The following is a 17,899-nucleotide window of genomic DNA, read 5'->3' as shown; positions in this document are numbered from 1 at the left end:
TAAATGCTAAGAGAGATAACTTTCTAATTCTTTTAACAGAGGATCAATGGTTTTTTCTTGAATGGTATGTGGTGGATTCCATTCTACCCACATGTAGCCTCTGTGTTCGCTGGTTTTGATAGTAACTTCGTTCTTCAGCCATGCCAAAAATATCACAACTGTTTTCTCTGTTTTTTCACGTTTCGATTTCTTGTTGTTAGCTAGATAAGTAACAGTAAACTGAAAATCTTGATCTAACTCAATATCATGGTCTGTAATTTGAGTTTCCTCAAATAATTCGCGTAAAGCACAACTAATTTCATCTTCGCCTGTTTCAATTTGACCTTTGGGTAAGTCATAACAGTGAGTTTTCAACAGAAGTAAAAAACTCATCTGTGGTTGCGATCGCATGACAATTACACCACAGGATTTTTTGTTTCGCATGCTTTATTTACACAAATAAATGAGTAAATTCATATATTAAATCAATCCTGCCCTTGCGTAACATTGCTGGATCTAATCTCTCTGTGGTGTTGCAAGTCATTAACACAACCAATCGCTGCTGCATGTGAATACCAGAGTCATCAATCACACTCTGGTACAAAGTTCCATCTAGCAAACCCAAAATATGTTCGGTTTTATTATTGTATTGCGCTACCTCACTGGCACGGTCTTGTGCTAAGTTATCTGCCTCGTTAATAATAATACAAATGCGTTCTAGATATGTAGGCGGTACAAAATTGGCGATCGCATCATGATCCAAAATAAAAATCACATATCCAAGTGGCACAAGAATTTCTTTTGCTACTGCTTGTGTCCATGCTGTTTTACCAGTTCCTGGTTTGCCATGTACCAAAATCGCTAATTGATGTTGATTGAGAACCGCCTGCTGCACTACATCAGTAAAGCTTTGTATATCTGTCGGAAAACTCCGAATGGAAAATAGGCTGTGAACCTTACCAACGCGGCTTTGATATCCACTCAGCATGATTGCTAAATCATAAGTCGCTTTGTTAATTAATGGAGATAGATTTTTTGCCATTAAAGTATAATGTCTTCGACCTCTTTCATAGGGATCAATTTGCAACCAGATATCATCTTTAGACCAGTAAGCATAGACAGTGTTGACAACATCTAAGCGTTCCCAACTCACAAATTTATCAACCGGAAAATAAAAATCTCGTTCTAAATAGTATTGGGTAATAATATCAGGACATCCCAATAATTGTAAAACTCGCATGACAGTAATTTCTTGCAGACGGTTGAGAACATAATCAATAGGAATGCTGCTACGACTGACAAACTGAACTATAGGTGTATCTGTACTTAAAACATCTTTGTAGCGATAATCAGGTGTAAGTGGATCTGGTGTGATGTAATTCCAAAATTTTTCAACTTCATAGCGCGTATTTTCCGAGGCAATATTCAATAAATTTGCCCACCAAGCATAATTATTGCGTCCCAAAGTTTCTGCTATGCTACTTGCTAAATTAAAACTTTTTTGGGTTAACTCCCGCGTATCGTTGCACATCAATTGCCATAAAAACTCCCAGTCAAATTCCCGATGAAAAGGACGCCAACCACTGGCAAGTAAACCTTGACGATTGTTATTTGCAGGAGAGCCTTCGTTGTATCTAAAATAGTCAAATTCCATATTTTCTATAGTGCAGCGTTAATGGAGTTAAGCTCGGCAGATGTACGCATTTATAATAGATTTTTCCAGTACTATCAACCACTTGCGTGCAAGTCGCCACAACAAAGCGTCCGCCAATTGAAAGGAACTCCAGTAGTGAGTTATACCGTTTCACTATCAGTCTGATACATTTGGCGACCAGGGAGACAAGGAGGACAAGGAAGATAAGGGAGAGGATTTGTATCAATAATTTTGTGAAATGGTATTACAATAAACTTTTTCAAGGATAACTACTTTTAAGCCAACCTCCCAGGTTCTTTGTGCTTTCCTCGCTTTTCGCCCGCCGCTTCTGAACAACAGTACATTTCCTCTCGTACTACCCGAGTTTTACAATAAGCACAGCATTTCATTAATTCGTAGCGAATTTCCTTAAAAAAACTCTGCTACCTGGTGCGCTGACTTTGCGTCCCTTTGCGTTTAAAAACGCTACGATTTTACGCAAACACAGCTACACCTCAAATTAGCTCATCTATGTAGGCGCTGAACTATTAGGGCACGCAATCTGATTTGTCACCAGCGAATGAATTGAGTCGTGCCTTACCTAGTCTTTATGTAATACACTATAATACATAAGTAAAAACTGTGTCAAGTCTCCAATTTCTTTATACCAATTTAAAAAACGATCGCAGCAGATGGATTTACATAACCCTTACTCCCCAGAGGGTTTCTCAATCCAAAATCCAAAATGGTATTAGATATAGCTTTTAGCTTTTTTTACAGAGTTTTACAGATCGGTAACATCACTCCGGTTGGTTGTTTAGTTCTCGGTAGAGAGAAATTAGGGGTGCTAGCCCTATGTCCCTAAATCGAGCACGTTTCTATCATGACTCGCATTATAGTTATTACCTCCGGCAAAGGCGGCGTGGGTAAAACCACAGTTACAGCGAATCTGGGTATGGCTTTAGCCAATATGGGTTATCAGGTAGCATTAGTTGATGCTGATTTAGAATTGAGAAATTTGGATTTGCTGCTAGGACTAGAAAAACGCATAGTCTATACACTATCCGATGTTCTAGCTGGAGAGTGTCGTTTAGAACAAGCTTTGGTGAAAGATAAGAGACAACCAGGTTTAGTACTTCTACCAGCATCACAAAAACGTACCAAAGAATCAGTAAATCCAGAGCAAATAAAATCACTGCTAAACGATTTGGCACAAAAGTATCAATACGTACTAGTAGATAGCCCAGCTGGTATTGACATGGGATTTCAGAATGCGATCGCTGCTGCCACTGAAGCGATAGTTGTTACCACACCCGAAATTTCTTCAGTACGTGATGCCGATCGTGTAATCAGATTGATAGATGCCAAAGGTATCGAGCCTATTCAGTTAATCATTAACCGTATCAGACCTGGGATGGTACGGGATTTTAATATGATGTCAGTAGAAGATGTTCAAGAACTTTTAGCAATTGGGTTACTCGGTGCGATTCCTGAAGATGAGCGCGTTATTGTTTCCACTAATCGTGGCGAACCTTTAGTATTAGTGGAAAATAATTCGGCAGCGGCCATTGCTTTTGATCGGATTGCTTGTAACCTGGAAGGGAAAACTGCCAACGAATGCCTTGAGTTTGACTCACCTAAAGACAACATTTTAGATTCAAATCCCTCAATTTACCCAATTAATGATTTTGTGAATCTATATCCCTATTTCTAAACTTCCCTATTCCCATCTTTCAGCGGAGATTTGGATGCTTCTTCTTCCTCATGCCGAAGCTTGACGTTGAGCCAAGAATCCCCTGCCTTTGGGAGTAAGTGAGCGAAGCAAAACTTACTCAGGCAGGGGAGTGTCAATCAGTTCTCCTTGAGGATTGCTTGGGTAGAAAGAATGCCAAAAATAAGCAAGCCAGACTAAACACAAGACCGAGCAATACGGCAGTTCGCATCGCTTCCACCGCAGATGTATTGAGAATTGTATCGAGAGAGGGTTGAATTACTGTAGGCAAATTGTTAATAAATTCTTTTCGCTCTTCGCGGCTATAAGTTTGAACAACCCGTTCCAATGTCGCGATCGCTTTTTGTCTCTGTTCTGGACTGACTGTTTGCCCGAGTTGTGCGATCGCCTGATCGACTATTTTAATTGAAGCAGTCCCAATCAAAACTGTTCCCAAGATTGCCCGCCCTAAGGCACGGCCTAAATCCTGAAATGGATCGTATATACCACTAGCTTCAGCTATGTTGTCTCGTGTCACTGTCGAAAATGTGGTTATACCAATTTGTGCTAAAAACAAGCCTGAACCTGCTCCCATAATTACTAACGCAGGCAGCAAATTTAAGGTAGTCATACTTAAGCTAATCGCATTATACAGTTGCCAAACACCAACGCAAAATATCGTCAATCCTGCATAAATCAACAATTGCGATGGAACCCGCCCAACGATTTTGAATGTTGTGTATACAACCACAACCAAAGTGGCTAACGAGAAAGGTAAAACGGCAAGGGCTGTCTGGTATGGATTGAGTCTCAGTACTACTGGTAAAAACTGGTAGAGGTTAAACTGCATCCCTGTCGTAATCATGTAGTGCAGAGTCGCTGTAAATAGCCCCAGCAAAAAAGGTTTATGGCGAAGCAATCCCGCCCGCAGCAATGAAGCTTTTCCCTGACGAGCTTGTCGTCGTTGCCAAGCTACAAACATCCCCAAACACACTATACCCGCCGCAATCAGAGTTGGAACTATCGACAGTGCAAAGGGCGGAATCACAATACCAAATATCTTAAACGGTTGCTTGGGAGCCCACCAGCCATATTCACCCGCTAAACTGACGCCCACTAGAGTCAAGCCAAATCCTAAAAATGATAATAGTCCGCCAATCCAATCTAAGGGTACAGTATAGGTTTGGCGAGTTCTGGGAATACTTCGCAGCAGTATAAAAATTACTGGAACTAGTAAGATTGCGGGTAAAAACGACCAGCGCCAGCCATATCTTGAGGCAATCCACCCACCGAGAAGCGCTCCTGTCAAACCGCCGATAATTGAGGATACAATCAACGCCAACAACGCATATTTTTCTGCTTTTTCCTGATAAATTCTGCCGATTAAATCCCGTGGTGAGCCGATTAAGGGCGTAGCTCCCAATCCCGTAATTAACGAATACGCAACAATAAAAAATCCCATATTGGAACTAACAGAGGTAGCGATCGCACCGATAGTAAATAGCCCCAAGCCTGCCATGAAGACTGATTTGCGACTAAATCGCTTGATCAGATTTTCACAGGTAGGGGCAAAGGAGGCTTTAACTAGAGGTAGCAGCACCAACGCCCCTTGAATAGAACCCACACTCGAATCCAGATCTCGCACAATACGCGGCATGATGGCAGGAACAACGCTGACGTTATATGCCACTAAAAATTGAGTCAAGCACAGACTCGCTGGAGAAGACCACTTCTCAAGAAATGATTGCTGCTCCTGTCTCATGGGATTTATCTCTGCTGATATGTTAATGAATATCCTAATCTGTGGAATCAGAAATTTTCGAGGTGATTTGAAGTTCCAGAGATGGTTTAACTATATACCTCGCCCACATTAAAAGACAGTGCGATCGCTAATTAGGAAATAACGTAATATCATGTCCGTTTGAACACTTATCATATCTGTGAAGGTCGGTAATAGGTAATAAGTAATGGAAAAACCAATTACCAATTACCAACAAAAACAACCATATCGTAAGCAATTAGCCGGACTTGATACAAGTGTATGTATAACAAATTCAATTTAAAAATACTGATTGTTTATTAAACAATGCATATAATTCAGAAGGGATTATTTGGGTAGCATTGCTGATGCTCTATTTTTCCATTGGGTTGTGATTTATCTGTGGAGCCAATCCAAAATCCAAAATCCTCAAGCCCTCGGATTTATTCGTGGGATCAATCCAAAATCCAAAATTGGATAACGCTGCCAATGACATCGTACGATAGCTATTTTTAGATCAATCTTGATTCTAAAAACTTTTTTCCTTGTTGTTCGCCATCTTGGATGAGCTGTTTGATGTGTTCGGGATTGCGATCGAGTTTAGTCTCATAGTCAAGGCTGTTTTGCAAGTCATCGGACATTTCGATAAAGGGAATATAGTAAGGTTTGTCTTCTAGTTCTACAAAAGATCTAGGAATTTTGATGGGCTCTTTAATATAGAACTCTTCTAGAAACTCATCTTTAAATGCTCCCCTTAACAATAGATTGTTGAGTATCTCGATACGTCTTAGGTTTTGAAATAAAGAAATATTTCCTTCCAGTTCATTGCGTCGATCTAAAATATCATCCACTTCCACCGGAATCGTATTTCTGCGTGTCGGATTCAGTTTAATTACCCAGATTTCCTGGGGAATATTCGCAACACCAACAGAGTTGGGATTTATTAATTCATCTGTAGGTGGATTGTCGGAATATAAGCCATCCCAATAAGCGTCTTTGCCAATTTCAACGGCTGGAAAAAGATTGGGAATCGTACAGGAAGCTAGGATATGTTCGAGTTTAATAGGTTGGTAAAATGAGTTAAACTTCCACAATTTTCCGGTGAGAATGTTACACGCACCTAACACAAGAATAGGAGGGTCTGGTTGTGCTCCCCAAGAGGCTAATTCCTGGAAATTGATGTGAGTTTCTAGCAATTCCTGAAAATTGATAAATCGACTCCGCAAACCCTGGGTTGTAAAAGACATCCAGTACTTAAATAGTGAGGATGAAGGACTGATATTGAAATGTGGCAGTATTCCCTTACTGACAAGTCTTAGGTTTGTAATCGCAAAGTCGTTAAACACACGCTCTTGATAAGTTTGAGCCGTATTATCCTTCCAGAAATCTATTAATCGCTGCTCAACTGGATTCTCGCCTTTTTTCAGAGCGTACCAGATCAAAGCCGCACAGATGGCACCTCCTGAAGTTCCGCTTAAACTAACAATCTCAAATTTGTCTCGAATGTTGTTCTCAAAAAGGGCTTTAAACACGCCAGCCGCAAAAGCAGCTTGGCTACCTCCTCCCTGACAAGCGATCGCAATTTTGGTTTTCATGAAAATAACTATTCCTCTACCTGTCACATCCTCATTTAGCCGATGCTTGGTAGGCGATCGCAACCACCTACACCACAGTGTGAATTTCTAAATGTGCGATCGCTAACCATTTATGGGTTACGCTGCTATGCTGAAATGCTCTTGCAACTTAGCTTCTTGTTCATTCGATAAATTCGATTGGATGAGTTCTAATTGCTCCCCTGCAAAGGCTTCGCTGACTTTGTCAAGAGTAGCTTTTCCACTTAGTAAGAACAGAGCTGATGTCCCTTCAGTGACTTTGTCCCGAACTTCTTTAATAAAGTCATCGTTGATACCATAATCACTGAAATGACCAACCAATGCTCCTGTCGCTGCACCTATAGCAAGACCAAAAATGGGAATGAAAAAAATCAGTCCAAACAACAATCCCCAGAAGGCACCGTCTAATGCACCGATTCCTGATAAATTCGTAGCTTGCTTGGTTTTAGGCTTTTTCTGACCTCTGGGCCAAGAAATAACTGCTGCATCCACAATTTCGATCAGATGTTGTTTCTGTAATTCTGTCAATTTTTGCAGAGCATGTTCTGCACCATCAGCGGTGTTGAATTTCCAAACGGTTAGATTAGCCATTGTTTATCTCCTTGTTTACAAGTCAGACCCTCACAGGCTTTTCACCCACAACGAGGGTATGAAAATCTCTTCCGCGATCCCCAATCCCTTTCCCCTATTTTCAAGACAGTCATCATGGCAGAATCGCCAACATGAATGAAAACCCCTCTCCACGTCACAGGGTCTTTGCGTCTATTTCAATTAAGACTCACTTTGTATTTAGGTAAGTATTTATCAGCATTTCATCAATTTTTGCTTTGTTCAATGGCAGATAAGCCAGTTAAGCAGAATTTTTACTCAGTTAATAAAAATAAGACAGTTAAGCTGAAGTATTCGTTACTACTATTAGAGTACTTAAATAGCCGTCCGATCGCTACTTAAAAAAGTACCTGAATCTAAAGTAAAAATTTTTGCAAGATTCGTTCTTTGAAGTTAAAAGTCAAAAGTAAAAAGGTAAAAGAAGAATATTTCTTTTTGTCTTAAGCTCAAAAGGATACAAGAGAGTGAATTTATTGATGGAGAAAGATAAAGATTTCCTTGCTTCAAGCCCCTAGATTGATCTATGGAGATTTCTTTTTACTTTTATCTTTTTACTTTTTACTTGTTTGACCCATTTCTCAAAAATGCTTCAGCCTCTGTTTCACCATAAGCGATCAGTTCTTGGATAAAACCAGGATTGCGATCTATCTTGGATGAGTAATCCAAATCCCAAAGCATCCTAATGCGCTTCACCTCAATATGCTGGTATTTGCCATTTGCAAGGAGATCGTTTTTCAGTAGTTCATTAATTTTTTCTATGAAATAGATTTCTTGCTCCAGGGAAAGATTGCCGGAGAGTTCATCACGCCGATCGCGTATCGCTTCTATTGATTTTGGCTCATTCTTGCTGGTTGACGGGTTAATCTGAACGATCCAGATTTCATCAGGTTTGACATCTGGAAGTTCCCGTATGGGAGGATTTTGCGAAAACAGCCCATCCCAAAATAACCCCTGCCCAATTCGTACCGATCTAAACAAAGTTGGGATCGCAGCTGAAGCTAGAATTGCCTCTACAGTAACTTCAGCATTCCTAAAAATTGTAAATTGGCCGCTCAGAACATTGACTGCTTCCACGAGGAACAGAGGGCTTGATCCGTTGACCAATTCTTTGATTTTTTCAAATTTAACGTGTTTTTCTAACAGTTGTTTCAGGCGCTGCTGCCCCCAATCAGGATAGGTATAGGGGCTAATTTCAGGCAGAGGAAAAATACTGTTCAAGCGCGATAACCAGACAAGATTGTTGTTGAGATAAATATCCCACAACGAAGTCGCAGAATTATCTCGCCAAAAAGAATCCAATAATTCAACTGCTATATCTTTGCTACCTAATAATAGGCCGTACCAAGTCAACAGAGCAGAGATCGCACCGCCAGAAGTCCCGCTCAAAGCTACTATGTCAAAATGTGGTTCTGGTTGTTGCAGAATTCTTTTCAAGACTCCGGCGGTAAAAGCGGTATGAGTGCCACCCCCTTGACAGGCGATCGCCACTCGTCGATTTCTAGTGTTTTCTGCCATTTTTTCACCCTCTCCCCAAATATTTTTGCAACCCAGAACAGGCGATCCCGCTATTATCAAGACAACGCCTCAGCATCTAGACAAAAGTAAAGTATCGTTAGGCAACGAAAATAGCTTTTATCCTAGTTGCGCGATCGGTTCCCAATTCAGCACATCTTGCAGCAAGGCTTGGTAGCCCTGGAAATTGGGATGAAGACCATCAGAGGAAAGATGCGATCGCACCCAATTTTCACCTCTTCCCAACCACAGGTCAAAAACATCCAGATAAGGAATCCGACGTGCTGCACAAGCTAGCTTAGTTGCTTCCTTATAGCGGTACTGGTCGGCATGATTGAAATAAAAACAGTTCAGGAAGGGCATCTTGCTTTCATCTACTGGCACCATGCCCACAAACAGAACATTACACAGCCGCTGTGCTCTGTCTAACAAGTTGGCTAGCTGTGTTTGAAACTGCTCAAATTCAGTAAACTGGCGTCCATTTCGCCGTCCTAAACGAGCTGAGTCATTGACTCCCACAGAAAGAATGATCAAGTCTGGAAAATTATTTCGCAGTTCGCCCCGTTGGCGAACTTCTTGCTCTAATCGCTGGGACACCTGAGCCACTCCATCTCCTCGAATGCCCAAATTGTAAAGAGCATGACCAGGATGGTCGGAATACATCCACCGACGTCGCAGTTGCTCTACCCAACCACCACCGACTGGATCGCCAAACCCATAAATAAGGCTATCACCAAGAGCAATCACCCTCAGAGCTAAGCGAGCTTGTTGAGAAACTGGAAATAAAGTATTCATCTTTCGCTTCTGAAGAGAAAAAGAAATTGCCATTTATATCGTGTCCGGCTAATCAACCTAAAAAATGTTCGTAGTAGGGATTTTAGTCCTGATCTTGGGGATTAAAGTCCCCATTACAAACCAATACGGTTCAGTTAGTAGAATTCAATCTTTGGAGACAGGGGGGATCAAAACCTTAACTGAACTGTATTGCATTACAAACTTTTTATTATGGGTAATTTGACGGACATGATATTAGATATTGCCCTGCCCTGGATAAAGTATTTCGACAGGGTGTTATTTCTAACCATAAATCATCCTGCTGTATGTATGGTGATATCTGCGATATCTTTAGAGCTACCGCAATTTGTTAGAGATGATGCTTGATCCCATCTGGGTGTGGTAAGTTAAAAATTTTCTAACTTGCATAGCTGAATTAAATAAAATTGTTGTGGTGCGGACCGGACAGCCCGCTGAGAATATGCAAGTTATGCGTGCGACAGCTTAACGTTGGGAAGTAGAGGTGATTAAACCACCCAGATTGATTTGCTGCTCTTCAACCAACGTATTCAGGCAAACTTTTTCACCTAAGTATTATGAGCACCGTTAACTTGGAGAACAGTGCCAGTAACGTAGCTACTGGCTATTGGTGAAAGCAAAAATGCGACTGCCCAAGCAACTTCTTCAGGTTTACCGAAGCGACGGAAAGGAATCTCTGCGGTAATCTTTTCTTTGACTTTATCTGGGATCGCCCTAGTCATCTCAGTCTCGATAAATCCCGGTGCCACAGCATTGGCTCGCACTCCGTACCGTGCCCCCTCTAAAGCTAAAGATTTGGTCAGACCAATAGCACCTGCCTTAGATGCTGCGTAGTTTGTCTGACCGATGTTTCCTCGCTCACCCGAAATCGAACTGACACAGACAACCGAACCTTCTCGTCGCTCGTACATCTTGGGAATAACGGGGATCAGCGTGTTGTACATACCCTTTAAGTTAGTTTCTATTACCGCATCCCAGTCATCTATCGTCAATTTGGGAAAAAAGTTATCTCGGGTAATTCCAGCGTTGGCGACAACCCCGTAAATAGGCCCTAGTTTCTCTTCCACTGTTGCTGCTACTGCTGCCATCGCTGCGGAGTCGGTCACATCGGCTGGAATTGCCAAAGCACCACTCTGAATATTGGGATCGCTGCGATAGGTGTAAGCTACCTGAGTTCCCAACTCCTCTAATAGACTGACAATCGCCGCTCCAATACCTCGATTGCCGCCAGTAACTAAGACGACTTTGTCTTCCAGTCCCAAATATTTCATATGTTAAAGTAGATGTTGTGTATTACAAAACCAAGAGCAGTATTAGGAAGAAAGAAAGATAAGGGAAAAAAGGATTTTCTCCTTTGTCTGTCTTTGTTCTAGCTGCTCTTTACTTCAATCGCTCGATCGCGATCGCAGTACCGCCACCAGTCCCATGACAAACTGCTGCCAATCCTAATTGACCATTTTTTTCTTGCAAAGCATTGAGCAGTGTCACGATAATTCGCGCTCCAGAAGCCCCGATGGGATGCCCCAGAGCGATCGCACCTCCATAGACATTAAGCTTTTCGTGAGGAACACTCAGAATTCGGTTAAACAAAACATTGCTCAGTGCGAAAGCCTCGTTGTTCTCGAATAAGTCAAAATCAGTAATTTTCATTTTCAACTTATCTAGAAGCTTTTTCACTGCATGGATGGGAACTTCCGGGAATCGCCACGTTTCCCCACCAGCCCACGTTCCCCCGAGGATGCGGGCAACAGGCTTCAGTCCGTGTTCTTCCACTGCCCTTTGACTTGCCAAGACCAGAGCTGCTGCTCCGTCCGATATCTGACTGCTATTACCAGCAGTCAACACCCCATCCGCTTTGAAAGCAGGCTTGAGTTCGGCAAGCTTCTCCAAAGTGGTATCTAAACGAATTCCTTCATCTTTTTCCACTAGTTGCACACCTTTCTTGCTCTTGACTTCAATTGGTGCAATCTCCTTCTGCAAGAAGCCTTGCTGAGTAGCACTTGCCGCTCGTTGCTGAGAATAGAAAGCTACTTCATCCAATTCATTGCGTGTAACTTTGTAAGCTTCTGCCAGTCTTTCAGCTTGCTCTCCCATCTTTTCAGATGTCGTGGGATCGGAAATACCATCACAGAGCAAGACATCGATGATTTGCTCTGGCGAATTCAGCAGTAATTTGCACCCCCATCTGACTCGGTGCGATAGCAACAACCCACTCTGGGACATTGATTCCATGCCACCAGCAAGTACGATGTCGGCTTCACCAGAAGCAATAGCAGTAGTGGCGCTCATCACGCTCATCATTCCTGACGAACACACCATATCCACAGCATATCCGTTCGCTGTTTCTGGAATACCAGCCTTGAAAGCTGCTTGACGGGGCAATAGCTGTCCATGACCAGAACGGAGTACGTTGCCAAAGATGTACAGGTCTATAAATTCCCCAGATATTCCGGCTCGTTCTAGCGCGGCACGCATAGATATTGCACCTAAATCTACTGGAGAAAAATCTGCAAGGACTCCTCCGAAGCGACCGAATGGCGTGCGTGCTGCTGAGACAATATAGGCTTGTTGCATTATCTTGCTCCTGTGCAAATCTGATGGAATTTGTTTGTATTTCCCCCTTTTTCTTTATACATTAAAAATAAGTTTTATATACATTAGAAATTAGCAGAATTATTATTTAATGAGATTATTTAATTCAATAATTAAGCACATGATTTTTTAGCATAATAATTATGTATGAAGGTATAAGCAAAAGGAGTAGAAAAATGAACGCTTTCAATACCTTTGAACAGTATTTTAGGCAAGTAAGTGATTTGCAAAGAGCAACTTTCGAGACTTGGATGTCTACATTTCCGGGCATGCAAAGCTTCGGCGTGTCAAATTATCGTGATAATTTAAATAAAGCTTTGGATTTTCAGGAGAATTTGGCGAGCAATTCTCTAGAATTGCAGGTTCAGTTAACCCGTATATCTGTAGACATTCAGAAGCAATTTTTGGAGGGCTATTTTAAGGTGTTACGTAGCTGGTGGTAAACAAAAGTACTGAGTTGTAGTAGATTTGCTTTTGTTTCACGACATCCATGTGGATTCTCATGTTTTTTAGAGCATGACTGTCAAGGAATTACAAGATAAGGAAATAACTTTCTGATTCACAAAACTCTGAGTGTTGACAAGCCCCTTAACAATTTTATTGGGGGCTTTTTTAATTACAAAATAAAACTTGACCAATCATTCCGAGCAGGGTACAAGAAAGTGGATTTATCCGTGGAATCAATCCAAAATCCAAAATCCAAAATCCAAAATTGTTTGACCTGCGCTCTATTTGTCAAAGAAATACTTACTAAACTAGGGCTACTTCATTTTATGCACAATCGCCCGAAAATAAATTTTGGGGCTAATAGCCAAAATCCGTTAAAACGGACTGAAACTAAGATTTTTAGTCAGTTTTAACCGACTGAAGCTATGAGCGAGGAACTTAAGTTTCTGGCGAATTGAGGAAGAATGAAATAACCCTACCTACTTACTAAACAGCTATTTACTCAATCCAAAACGACTGTTTTTTATCTACCTTCAGAAAAATCTTGAGCTAATAAATTAGTTTTATCTTCTATCTAAAGGTAGAGAATAATTATTTAGGAATTACGTACTGCGATCCGTATCTAAATCAATTAGTTTTATCTTCTATCTAAAGGAATAAAATAATAGGAGTCACAGGCTGTATAAATTCACCCTAATGTACATTATTAAATTTGGTTTTTCAAGCTCTAAATTATCTAAATCACAATCCTAATTTGCTTGCTGCTTTTGCTGGGCTAAGTGCTAAATATAACCACAAATCACTACTATTTGCAACTGCGATCGCCGATACGTTTTCATGTTAAGCACTAAGACTAAAACTAGGTAAACAAAAGATTTTCAAAAAGTTGTGAAATACATTATCATTATCTATGATAAACATTGCATACATAAATTACGTTGGGAAGTCAAGCTTTAAAAGACTCTAGCATTCACTTTTTCCTACCATAAATTCCGTTTGATACTAGAACACCATCAGTTTTTGCAAAACAACTAGCAAATACTACTAACAGGCTTACACTTGGTTCGATAATTCGACAGGGAATAGTATTAGTGGCACCCTTGCTTGCAATTCTTCATATTTGCGTAATATTGTGTTACTGGCTGAAAAATTCTGTAAGATAGAGGAGAACGAGTACCAAAAGCAGTTTAGCGATTGGCAGAAAAATTTTTTCGACACCTAGCTGGAAAGTTTGCCGAATGTGCAAGGGGAGACCAATCTCTCACAAGTTCATAATAAATCCCTGGATTTCCAACAAGAAGTTGTGAAATCCTTCCTGGAAGCCGAATAACAAAACAGCCAGATGATGTTAGACGCTCAAAATAAATTCTGGAAAGACTATATTTGAAAGGATGCGGAAGAAGTCAGCAGCTGCTGGTAGTTAGGGGTTGAGTAAGTCTTTGAGCGTTTTTTTCAACAGTTAAAAAGATTAACATTTTTGTAACCAAGATATCTGCTAACGAGCTAACCTTCATTAGCGATCGCTCTTGAGGGATTATCCCCAAATTCCAAATGCTTAATGGTAATCAATATCTTAAAGCTATATCTCGCATTGTCCTCTTAGTTATCCTTACGGCTACACTAAGCTGGGCACTAGCGCTTGTACAACCTGCCAAAGCACAAGAACTGCCCTCACTCAACATTAGTAGAAACAACATCACCGTTTCTGGTCTGTCATCAGGCGGATTTATGGCGGTGCAGATGCATACAGCTTTCTCAAACCGTATCCAAGGTGCTGGTGTGGTTGCTGGTGGTCCTTTCTACTGCGCTCAGGACAACTTAACAACGGCGTTAACCACCTGTATGAAACCGATCCCAATTGCTGGCCCGCTCAAGCCACCGAACGGAACGGAACTGGCGGCTATGGCACGGCAATTCTCCAATGAAGGCAAAACCGATCCCATATCTAACCTGAAGGACGACAGCGTCTACCTCTTCAGTGGTGCTCTGGATCCCATTGTCTTTACCCCGGTGATGGATGCGACTCAGAAATTCTATAAAGCCCTCGGCGTTCCGAACAAAAAGATTGAATACATCAAGAACATTCCGGCTGGGCATGGCTTCATTACTCCCGATTGGGGGGGACAGTGCATTCTTAGCCAATCACCGTTTATCAACGATTGCGACTACGACCAGGCTGGAGAGATCCTGAGACACTTGCTTGGCAAGTTAAACCCACCGACAAAGACTCTCACCGGTCAGTTAGTCGAATTCAACCAAAACGAGTTCATAAATAATCCGAACGCCCACGGCATGGCCAAAAAGGGTTATGTCTACATCCCTCAAACTTGTGCTGACGGTGAGGTTTGCAGACTGCACATTGCCCTGCACGGCTGCGAACAATCGTATGAGGATATTGGCGACGAATATTACACTCACACTGGTTATAATCAGTGGGCTGATAGCAATAATATAGTCGTGCTCTATCCCCAAGCTCACCGGATAAGACTCAAAAATCCAAAAGGCTGCTGGGATTGGTGGGGCTACACCAACAGCGAATACGCTTTCAAAAATGGTATCCAGGCTTCTGCCATCATGAAGATGGTCGATAAGCTAAGCGCTGGGTAGGTTCCAGAAATCATTCAGCCAATCCTCTCGCTATCTATCGGATAGTAAATTATTTGGGGATCGTTGAGTAGTATAGGTTAAACGATCGCACAGAAAACTCGTCTGCTTCTGATTTAGCAATTCCACAATTCTTGAGAGCGCGATCGCTTAGTGCGATCATCCCTAAGATAGTCATCCCTAAGACAGATAAAAAGGCTCTAGGGGATCACTACACTACTACACTAGCAGTAGTTAACATCCAGTTAGCAATTGGACTGTAAACTCCCAAGCATTCCAACCATCATCAAATCACAGCATTGACAGCGGCTTCTGGTTTCCAGACATTCATTCGTGAGAGTTTATGAATTACTACCATGTGACACAGGCTACGAACTTAAAGTGGGGCGCTACTACCACTATCATTTCCCAACCCTTTCCCCCATTGTGAGGGAAGGGTTTCTAGTTTCTACTTCTTCCTTGATGGATAGAGATGCTAAGGATAAGGGTGTTGTTGTCCTAGCTGAGACTGAATAATATCACAAATTTTCCCAAGCCCAGTCATAGCAAACCTTTGAGGATTTCTGGAGGTATCTAATGCCATCCTCTAACCTACTAGCTGTTTTCAACCCTTCAAATTACTGGCGAGGCGGTCATGTCACTATGCCTTGGCAACCGATCTATCAGCAGTTCCAGATCCCACCAGAAGAACTTGTATTAAAGGATGCGAGCGATTCCTCTGGAACGCCACTATTGGCGCAGATTGACCGGATCGATCCAGAAGATCCATCTCGCGATACCCTAATCTTTTCTCTTGCCGAAGCGATTCCACCTGGCTCGCAAGATTACTCGACTACCTCGGCTTTGGTGAAGATCGACCGTGGCAAGCCCATTCCTCACGACGAATTGGGCAAGCCATCCCTGGAAGTAGTCTATGGGTCGGATGGGCAAGAACGTGGAGTCAGATTAGTAAATAGCCGACTGATAGTCTGGTTTAATCTGGTTCCTGCACCAGAGAATGACGGGCGAAATTGGTTTGCAGGTTCAGCTACCAGCGTACAGCTTGACCATCAGGAGATCCTTGATCAGTTCAAAGCAGCAATGGGTGAGTGGATAAATCAAGACCCGGAAAAGCGCTGTATGCAGTTAGATCAACTTCAGCTGATGGAAATTCCTTATTCAGAATCGCCTTCCTATCAGGTTAGTTTGTACGATCGCTCCTACCGGCTTGTATCCCACTCCAGTGGCCCAGTGCGAGCCAGCATTACTATTGCCTCAGAACCATTCGACTATAGTGATTTAGAACCCAATACAGGCAAGGAACGTCATCTAGAGTGCCAACTGTATCGTGTAATTAGCCTGTACGCTGATGCAGACTACTTGATCGAGGAACTGTTCGTCAAAGGGAAGCCCAAGGGAGAAGAGGGCGGAACCCATGCTAGCACAGAGGCGATCAACCTCGAATTTGCGGTTCGCTACTATGCCTACATGGACATGAGCCAGCAGCCACAAATCTATCAGAATCCTAGTGTACCGGATTGGTTCGCCGTGGGTTCCAAAGAGGAACCTTATGCTGGATACGGATTTGCAACAGATGTTCATGTGGACTCGGTTACGTATCCTCATGATGTGAATGACAGGCGTTTCTCCTGGCAGTTATCGCCTGGTAAATCTGCCAAGTGCCTGCATCTATTCATGCGCTGCCCACAGAATGACTTCGATTCGCGGGCAGGCAAATGCTGGTACGAGTTCATCTATAAACCACTCAAGGCTGAAGTCTACCAAGAATCCCAGCACCGGCTGCAAAAGCCGCAGAAAAAACTTGCTGACATCTGGGATGAGTCCCAAAAGCAGTTGAGCGAGTCGCAGAAAAAGCTTGTTTACACCTGGATTGACAACCTTCCCACTGGAATGATTCAGGTCAATTTTTCTGAAACTTTCCAGAAAACCCTAGATTTTCAACGAGAGCTAGTGAATACTACCTTCAAAGCTCAACAGTTGGCAAGCAAATTGGGAACGGAAACCCAAAAGCAGTTTTGGGATAATTATTTCCAACTGATGCGGAAGACACTACAGTAGATAGCAAACCCAAAAGTTTAGTTAGTAATACCATTTCTCTAAATGCATACTATTTACAATCCCCCTTTTAAAAGGGGAATTCTGATATATTGCAAAAATAAGGAGAATTAATATTAGGTCTAAAAAAGCCTTCAAGAGCGATCGCTCCTGAGGATAAATTTGTTTGAAATTTGTTTTTCGGATTTTATCACCGACCTCGTGAATGTTCATCAATCATAATCTTTGATTCTCTGTAAAATAAATATTAGTATTTATCATGAAAAATTCTGAAATGATTAAATTTTTAGCTAAGTAAAATACTGGTAAAAATATTGTTAATTAAAAATTAAAAACAAATAAAGTATTGCTTTATTAGGTTAATAATTCAGTTTGGAATCGGAGCAGCGAATAACCTGAAATAGATTTTTTATACTACTTTTCACTCATCACTTCTAAATCTTCTTGGCTTGTAATAAGCACTTACTACGAACCGTGTGTAGTTATACTTTTGATTCGGAAATCTGGTTTGCAATGTTTAAATACCAACAGTTTACTTTTACGTTTTCAATCACTACTGCAATAGCTATGGT

At 41.7% G+C, this 17,899-nt stretch carries 15 protein-coding genes; 5 read left to right on the top strand and 10 right to left on the bottom strand.

The window, feature by feature from the left end; translation table 11 throughout:
* Positions 1–6 precede the first annotated feature (6 nt).
* Both FIS9605_RS0111780 and FIS9605_RS0111775 read right to left on the bottom strand, forming a co-directional pair.
* Positions 7–423: a bis(5'-nucleosyl)-tetraphosphatase gene (locus tag FIS9605_RS0111780; RefSeq protein WP_026732760.1), complete on the bottom strand. Its 417-nt coding sequence runs from the start codon at positions 421–423 to the stop codon at positions 7–9.
* A 7-nt stretch (positions 424–430) separates the two neighbouring features.
* Positions 431–1,633, bottom strand: coding sequence for an AAA family ATPase (locus tag FIS9605_RS0111775; protein WP_026732759.1), 1,203 nt, complete (start codon positions 1,631–1,633; stop codon positions 431–433).
* An 862-nt stretch (positions 1,634–2,495) separates the two neighbouring features.
* On the opposite strand from FIS9605_RS0111775, the gene minD reads away from it, so the two are divergent.
* Entirely contained in the window at positions 2,496–3,326 is an 831-nt protein-coding gene (gene minD / locus FIS9605_RS0111770; protein ID WP_026732758.1) for a septum site-determining protein MinD, read from the top strand.
* Positions 3,327–3,459: 133 nt separating this feature from the next.
* Here the strand turns inward: minD and FIS9605_RS0111760 are convergent, their stop codons facing one another.
* The 3 genes from FIS9605_RS0111760 to FIS9605_RS0111745 form a co-directional block, all read right to left on the bottom strand.
* On the bottom strand, positions 3,460–5,085 hold the full coding sequence (locus FIS9605_RS0111760) for an MFS transporter (RefSeq protein WP_026732757.1): 1,626 nt from the start codon (positions 5,083–5,085) through the stop codon (positions 3,460–3,462).
* Positions 5,086–5,594: 509 nt separating this feature from the next.
* Positions 5,595–6,677 (bottom strand): patatin-like phospholipase family protein, encoded by a 1,083-nt coding sequence (locus FIS9605_RS0111750; RefSeq protein WP_026732756.1) that lies wholly within the window; start codon positions 6,675–6,677, stop codon positions 5,595–5,597.
* A gap of 117 nt (positions 6,678–6,794) precedes the next feature.
* Positions 6,795–7,286, bottom strand: coding sequence for a DUF1269 domain-containing protein (locus tag FIS9605_RS0111745; RefSeq protein WP_026732755.1), 492 nt, complete (start codon positions 7,284–7,286; stop codon positions 6,795–6,797).
* A 135-nt stretch (positions 7,287–7,421) separates the two neighbouring features.
* Between FIS9605_RS0111745 and FIS9605_RS42630 the strand changes: the two genes are divergently transcribed.
* Positions 7,422–7,646 (top strand): hypothetical protein, encoded by a 225-nt coding sequence (locus FIS9605_RS42630; protein ID WP_155960406.1) that lies wholly within the window; start codon positions 7,422–7,424, stop codon positions 7,644–7,646.
* A 216-nt stretch (positions 7,647–7,862) separates the two neighbouring features.
* On the opposite strand, the gene FIS9605_RS0111740 is transcribed toward FIS9605_RS42630, so the two are convergent.
* The 4 genes from FIS9605_RS0111740 to FIS9605_RS0111725 all read right to left on the bottom strand — a co-directional run bounded on the left by FIS9605_RS0111740 (position 7,863) and on the right by FIS9605_RS0111725 (position 12,203).
* Entirely contained in the window at positions 7,863–8,819 is a 957-nt protein-coding gene (locus FIS9605_RS0111740) for a patatin-like phospholipase family protein (RefSeq protein ID WP_026732754.1), read from the bottom strand.
* 117 nt (positions 8,820–8,936) lie between these two features.
* Positions 8,937–9,611 carry a GDSL-type esterase/lipase family protein gene (locus FIS9605_RS0111735; RefSeq protein WP_026732753.1) on the bottom strand — a complete coding sequence of 225 codons (675 nt, stop codon included), beginning with the start codon at positions 9,609–9,611 and terminating at the stop codon, positions 8,937–8,939.
* A gap of 566 nt (positions 9,612–10,177) precedes the next feature.
* Positions 10,178–10,900, bottom strand: a complete 723-nt coding sequence (gene phaB / locus FIS9605_RS0111730; RefSeq protein WP_026732752.1) for an acetoacetyl-CoA reductase PhaB — start codon at positions 10,898–10,900, stop codon at positions 10,178–10,180.
* Positions 10,901–11,009: 109 nt separating this feature from the next.
* Positions 11,010–12,203, bottom strand: a complete 1,194-nt coding sequence (locus FIS9605_RS0111725) for a thiolase family protein (RefSeq protein ID WP_026732751.1) — start codon at positions 12,201–12,203, stop codon at positions 11,010–11,012.
* Positions 12,204–12,397: 194 nt separating this feature from the next.
* On the opposite strand from FIS9605_RS0111725, the gene FIS9605_RS0111720 reads away from it, so the two are divergent.
* Both FIS9605_RS0111720 and FIS9605_RS0111715 read left to right on the top strand, forming a co-directional pair.
* On the top strand, positions 12,398–12,664 hold the full coding sequence (locus tag FIS9605_RS0111720) for a hypothetical protein (protein WP_026732750.1): 267 nt from the start codon (positions 12,398–12,400) through the stop codon (positions 12,662–12,664).
* A 1,555-nt stretch (positions 12,665–14,219) separates the two neighbouring features.
* A complete protein-coding gene (locus FIS9605_RS0111715) occupies positions 14,220–15,275 on the top strand; it encodes an extracellular catalytic domain type 2 short-chain-length polyhydroxyalkanoate depolymerase (protein ID WP_026732749.1) in 1,056 nt (351 codons plus the stop codon).
* A gap of 49 nt (positions 15,276–15,324) precedes the next feature.
* Here the strand turns inward: FIS9605_RS0111715 and FIS9605_RS46065 are convergent, their stop codons facing one another.
* Positions 15,325–15,450 (bottom strand): hypothetical protein, encoded by a 126-nt coding sequence (locus FIS9605_RS46065; protein WP_269321027.1) that lies wholly within the window; start codon positions 15,448–15,450, stop codon positions 15,325–15,327.
* 398 nt (positions 15,451–15,848) lie between these two features.
* Between FIS9605_RS46065 and FIS9605_RS0111710 the strand changes: the two genes are divergently transcribed.
* Positions 15,849–17,330: a hypothetical protein gene (locus FIS9605_RS0111710; RefSeq protein ID WP_026732748.1), complete on the top strand. Its 1,482-nt coding sequence runs from the start codon at positions 15,849–15,851 to the stop codon at positions 17,328–17,330.
* Positions 17,331–17,899: the final 569 nt, after the last annotated feature.

It is taken from the genome of Fischerella sp. PCC 9605 (assembly GCF_000517105.1).
Lineage (GTDB): Bacteria > Cyanobacteriota > Cyanobacteriia > Cyanobacteriales > Nostocaceae > PCC9605.
Note: the sequence above shows the minus strand (reverse complement) of the source record. Positions and strands in the feature narration are given on the sequence as shown.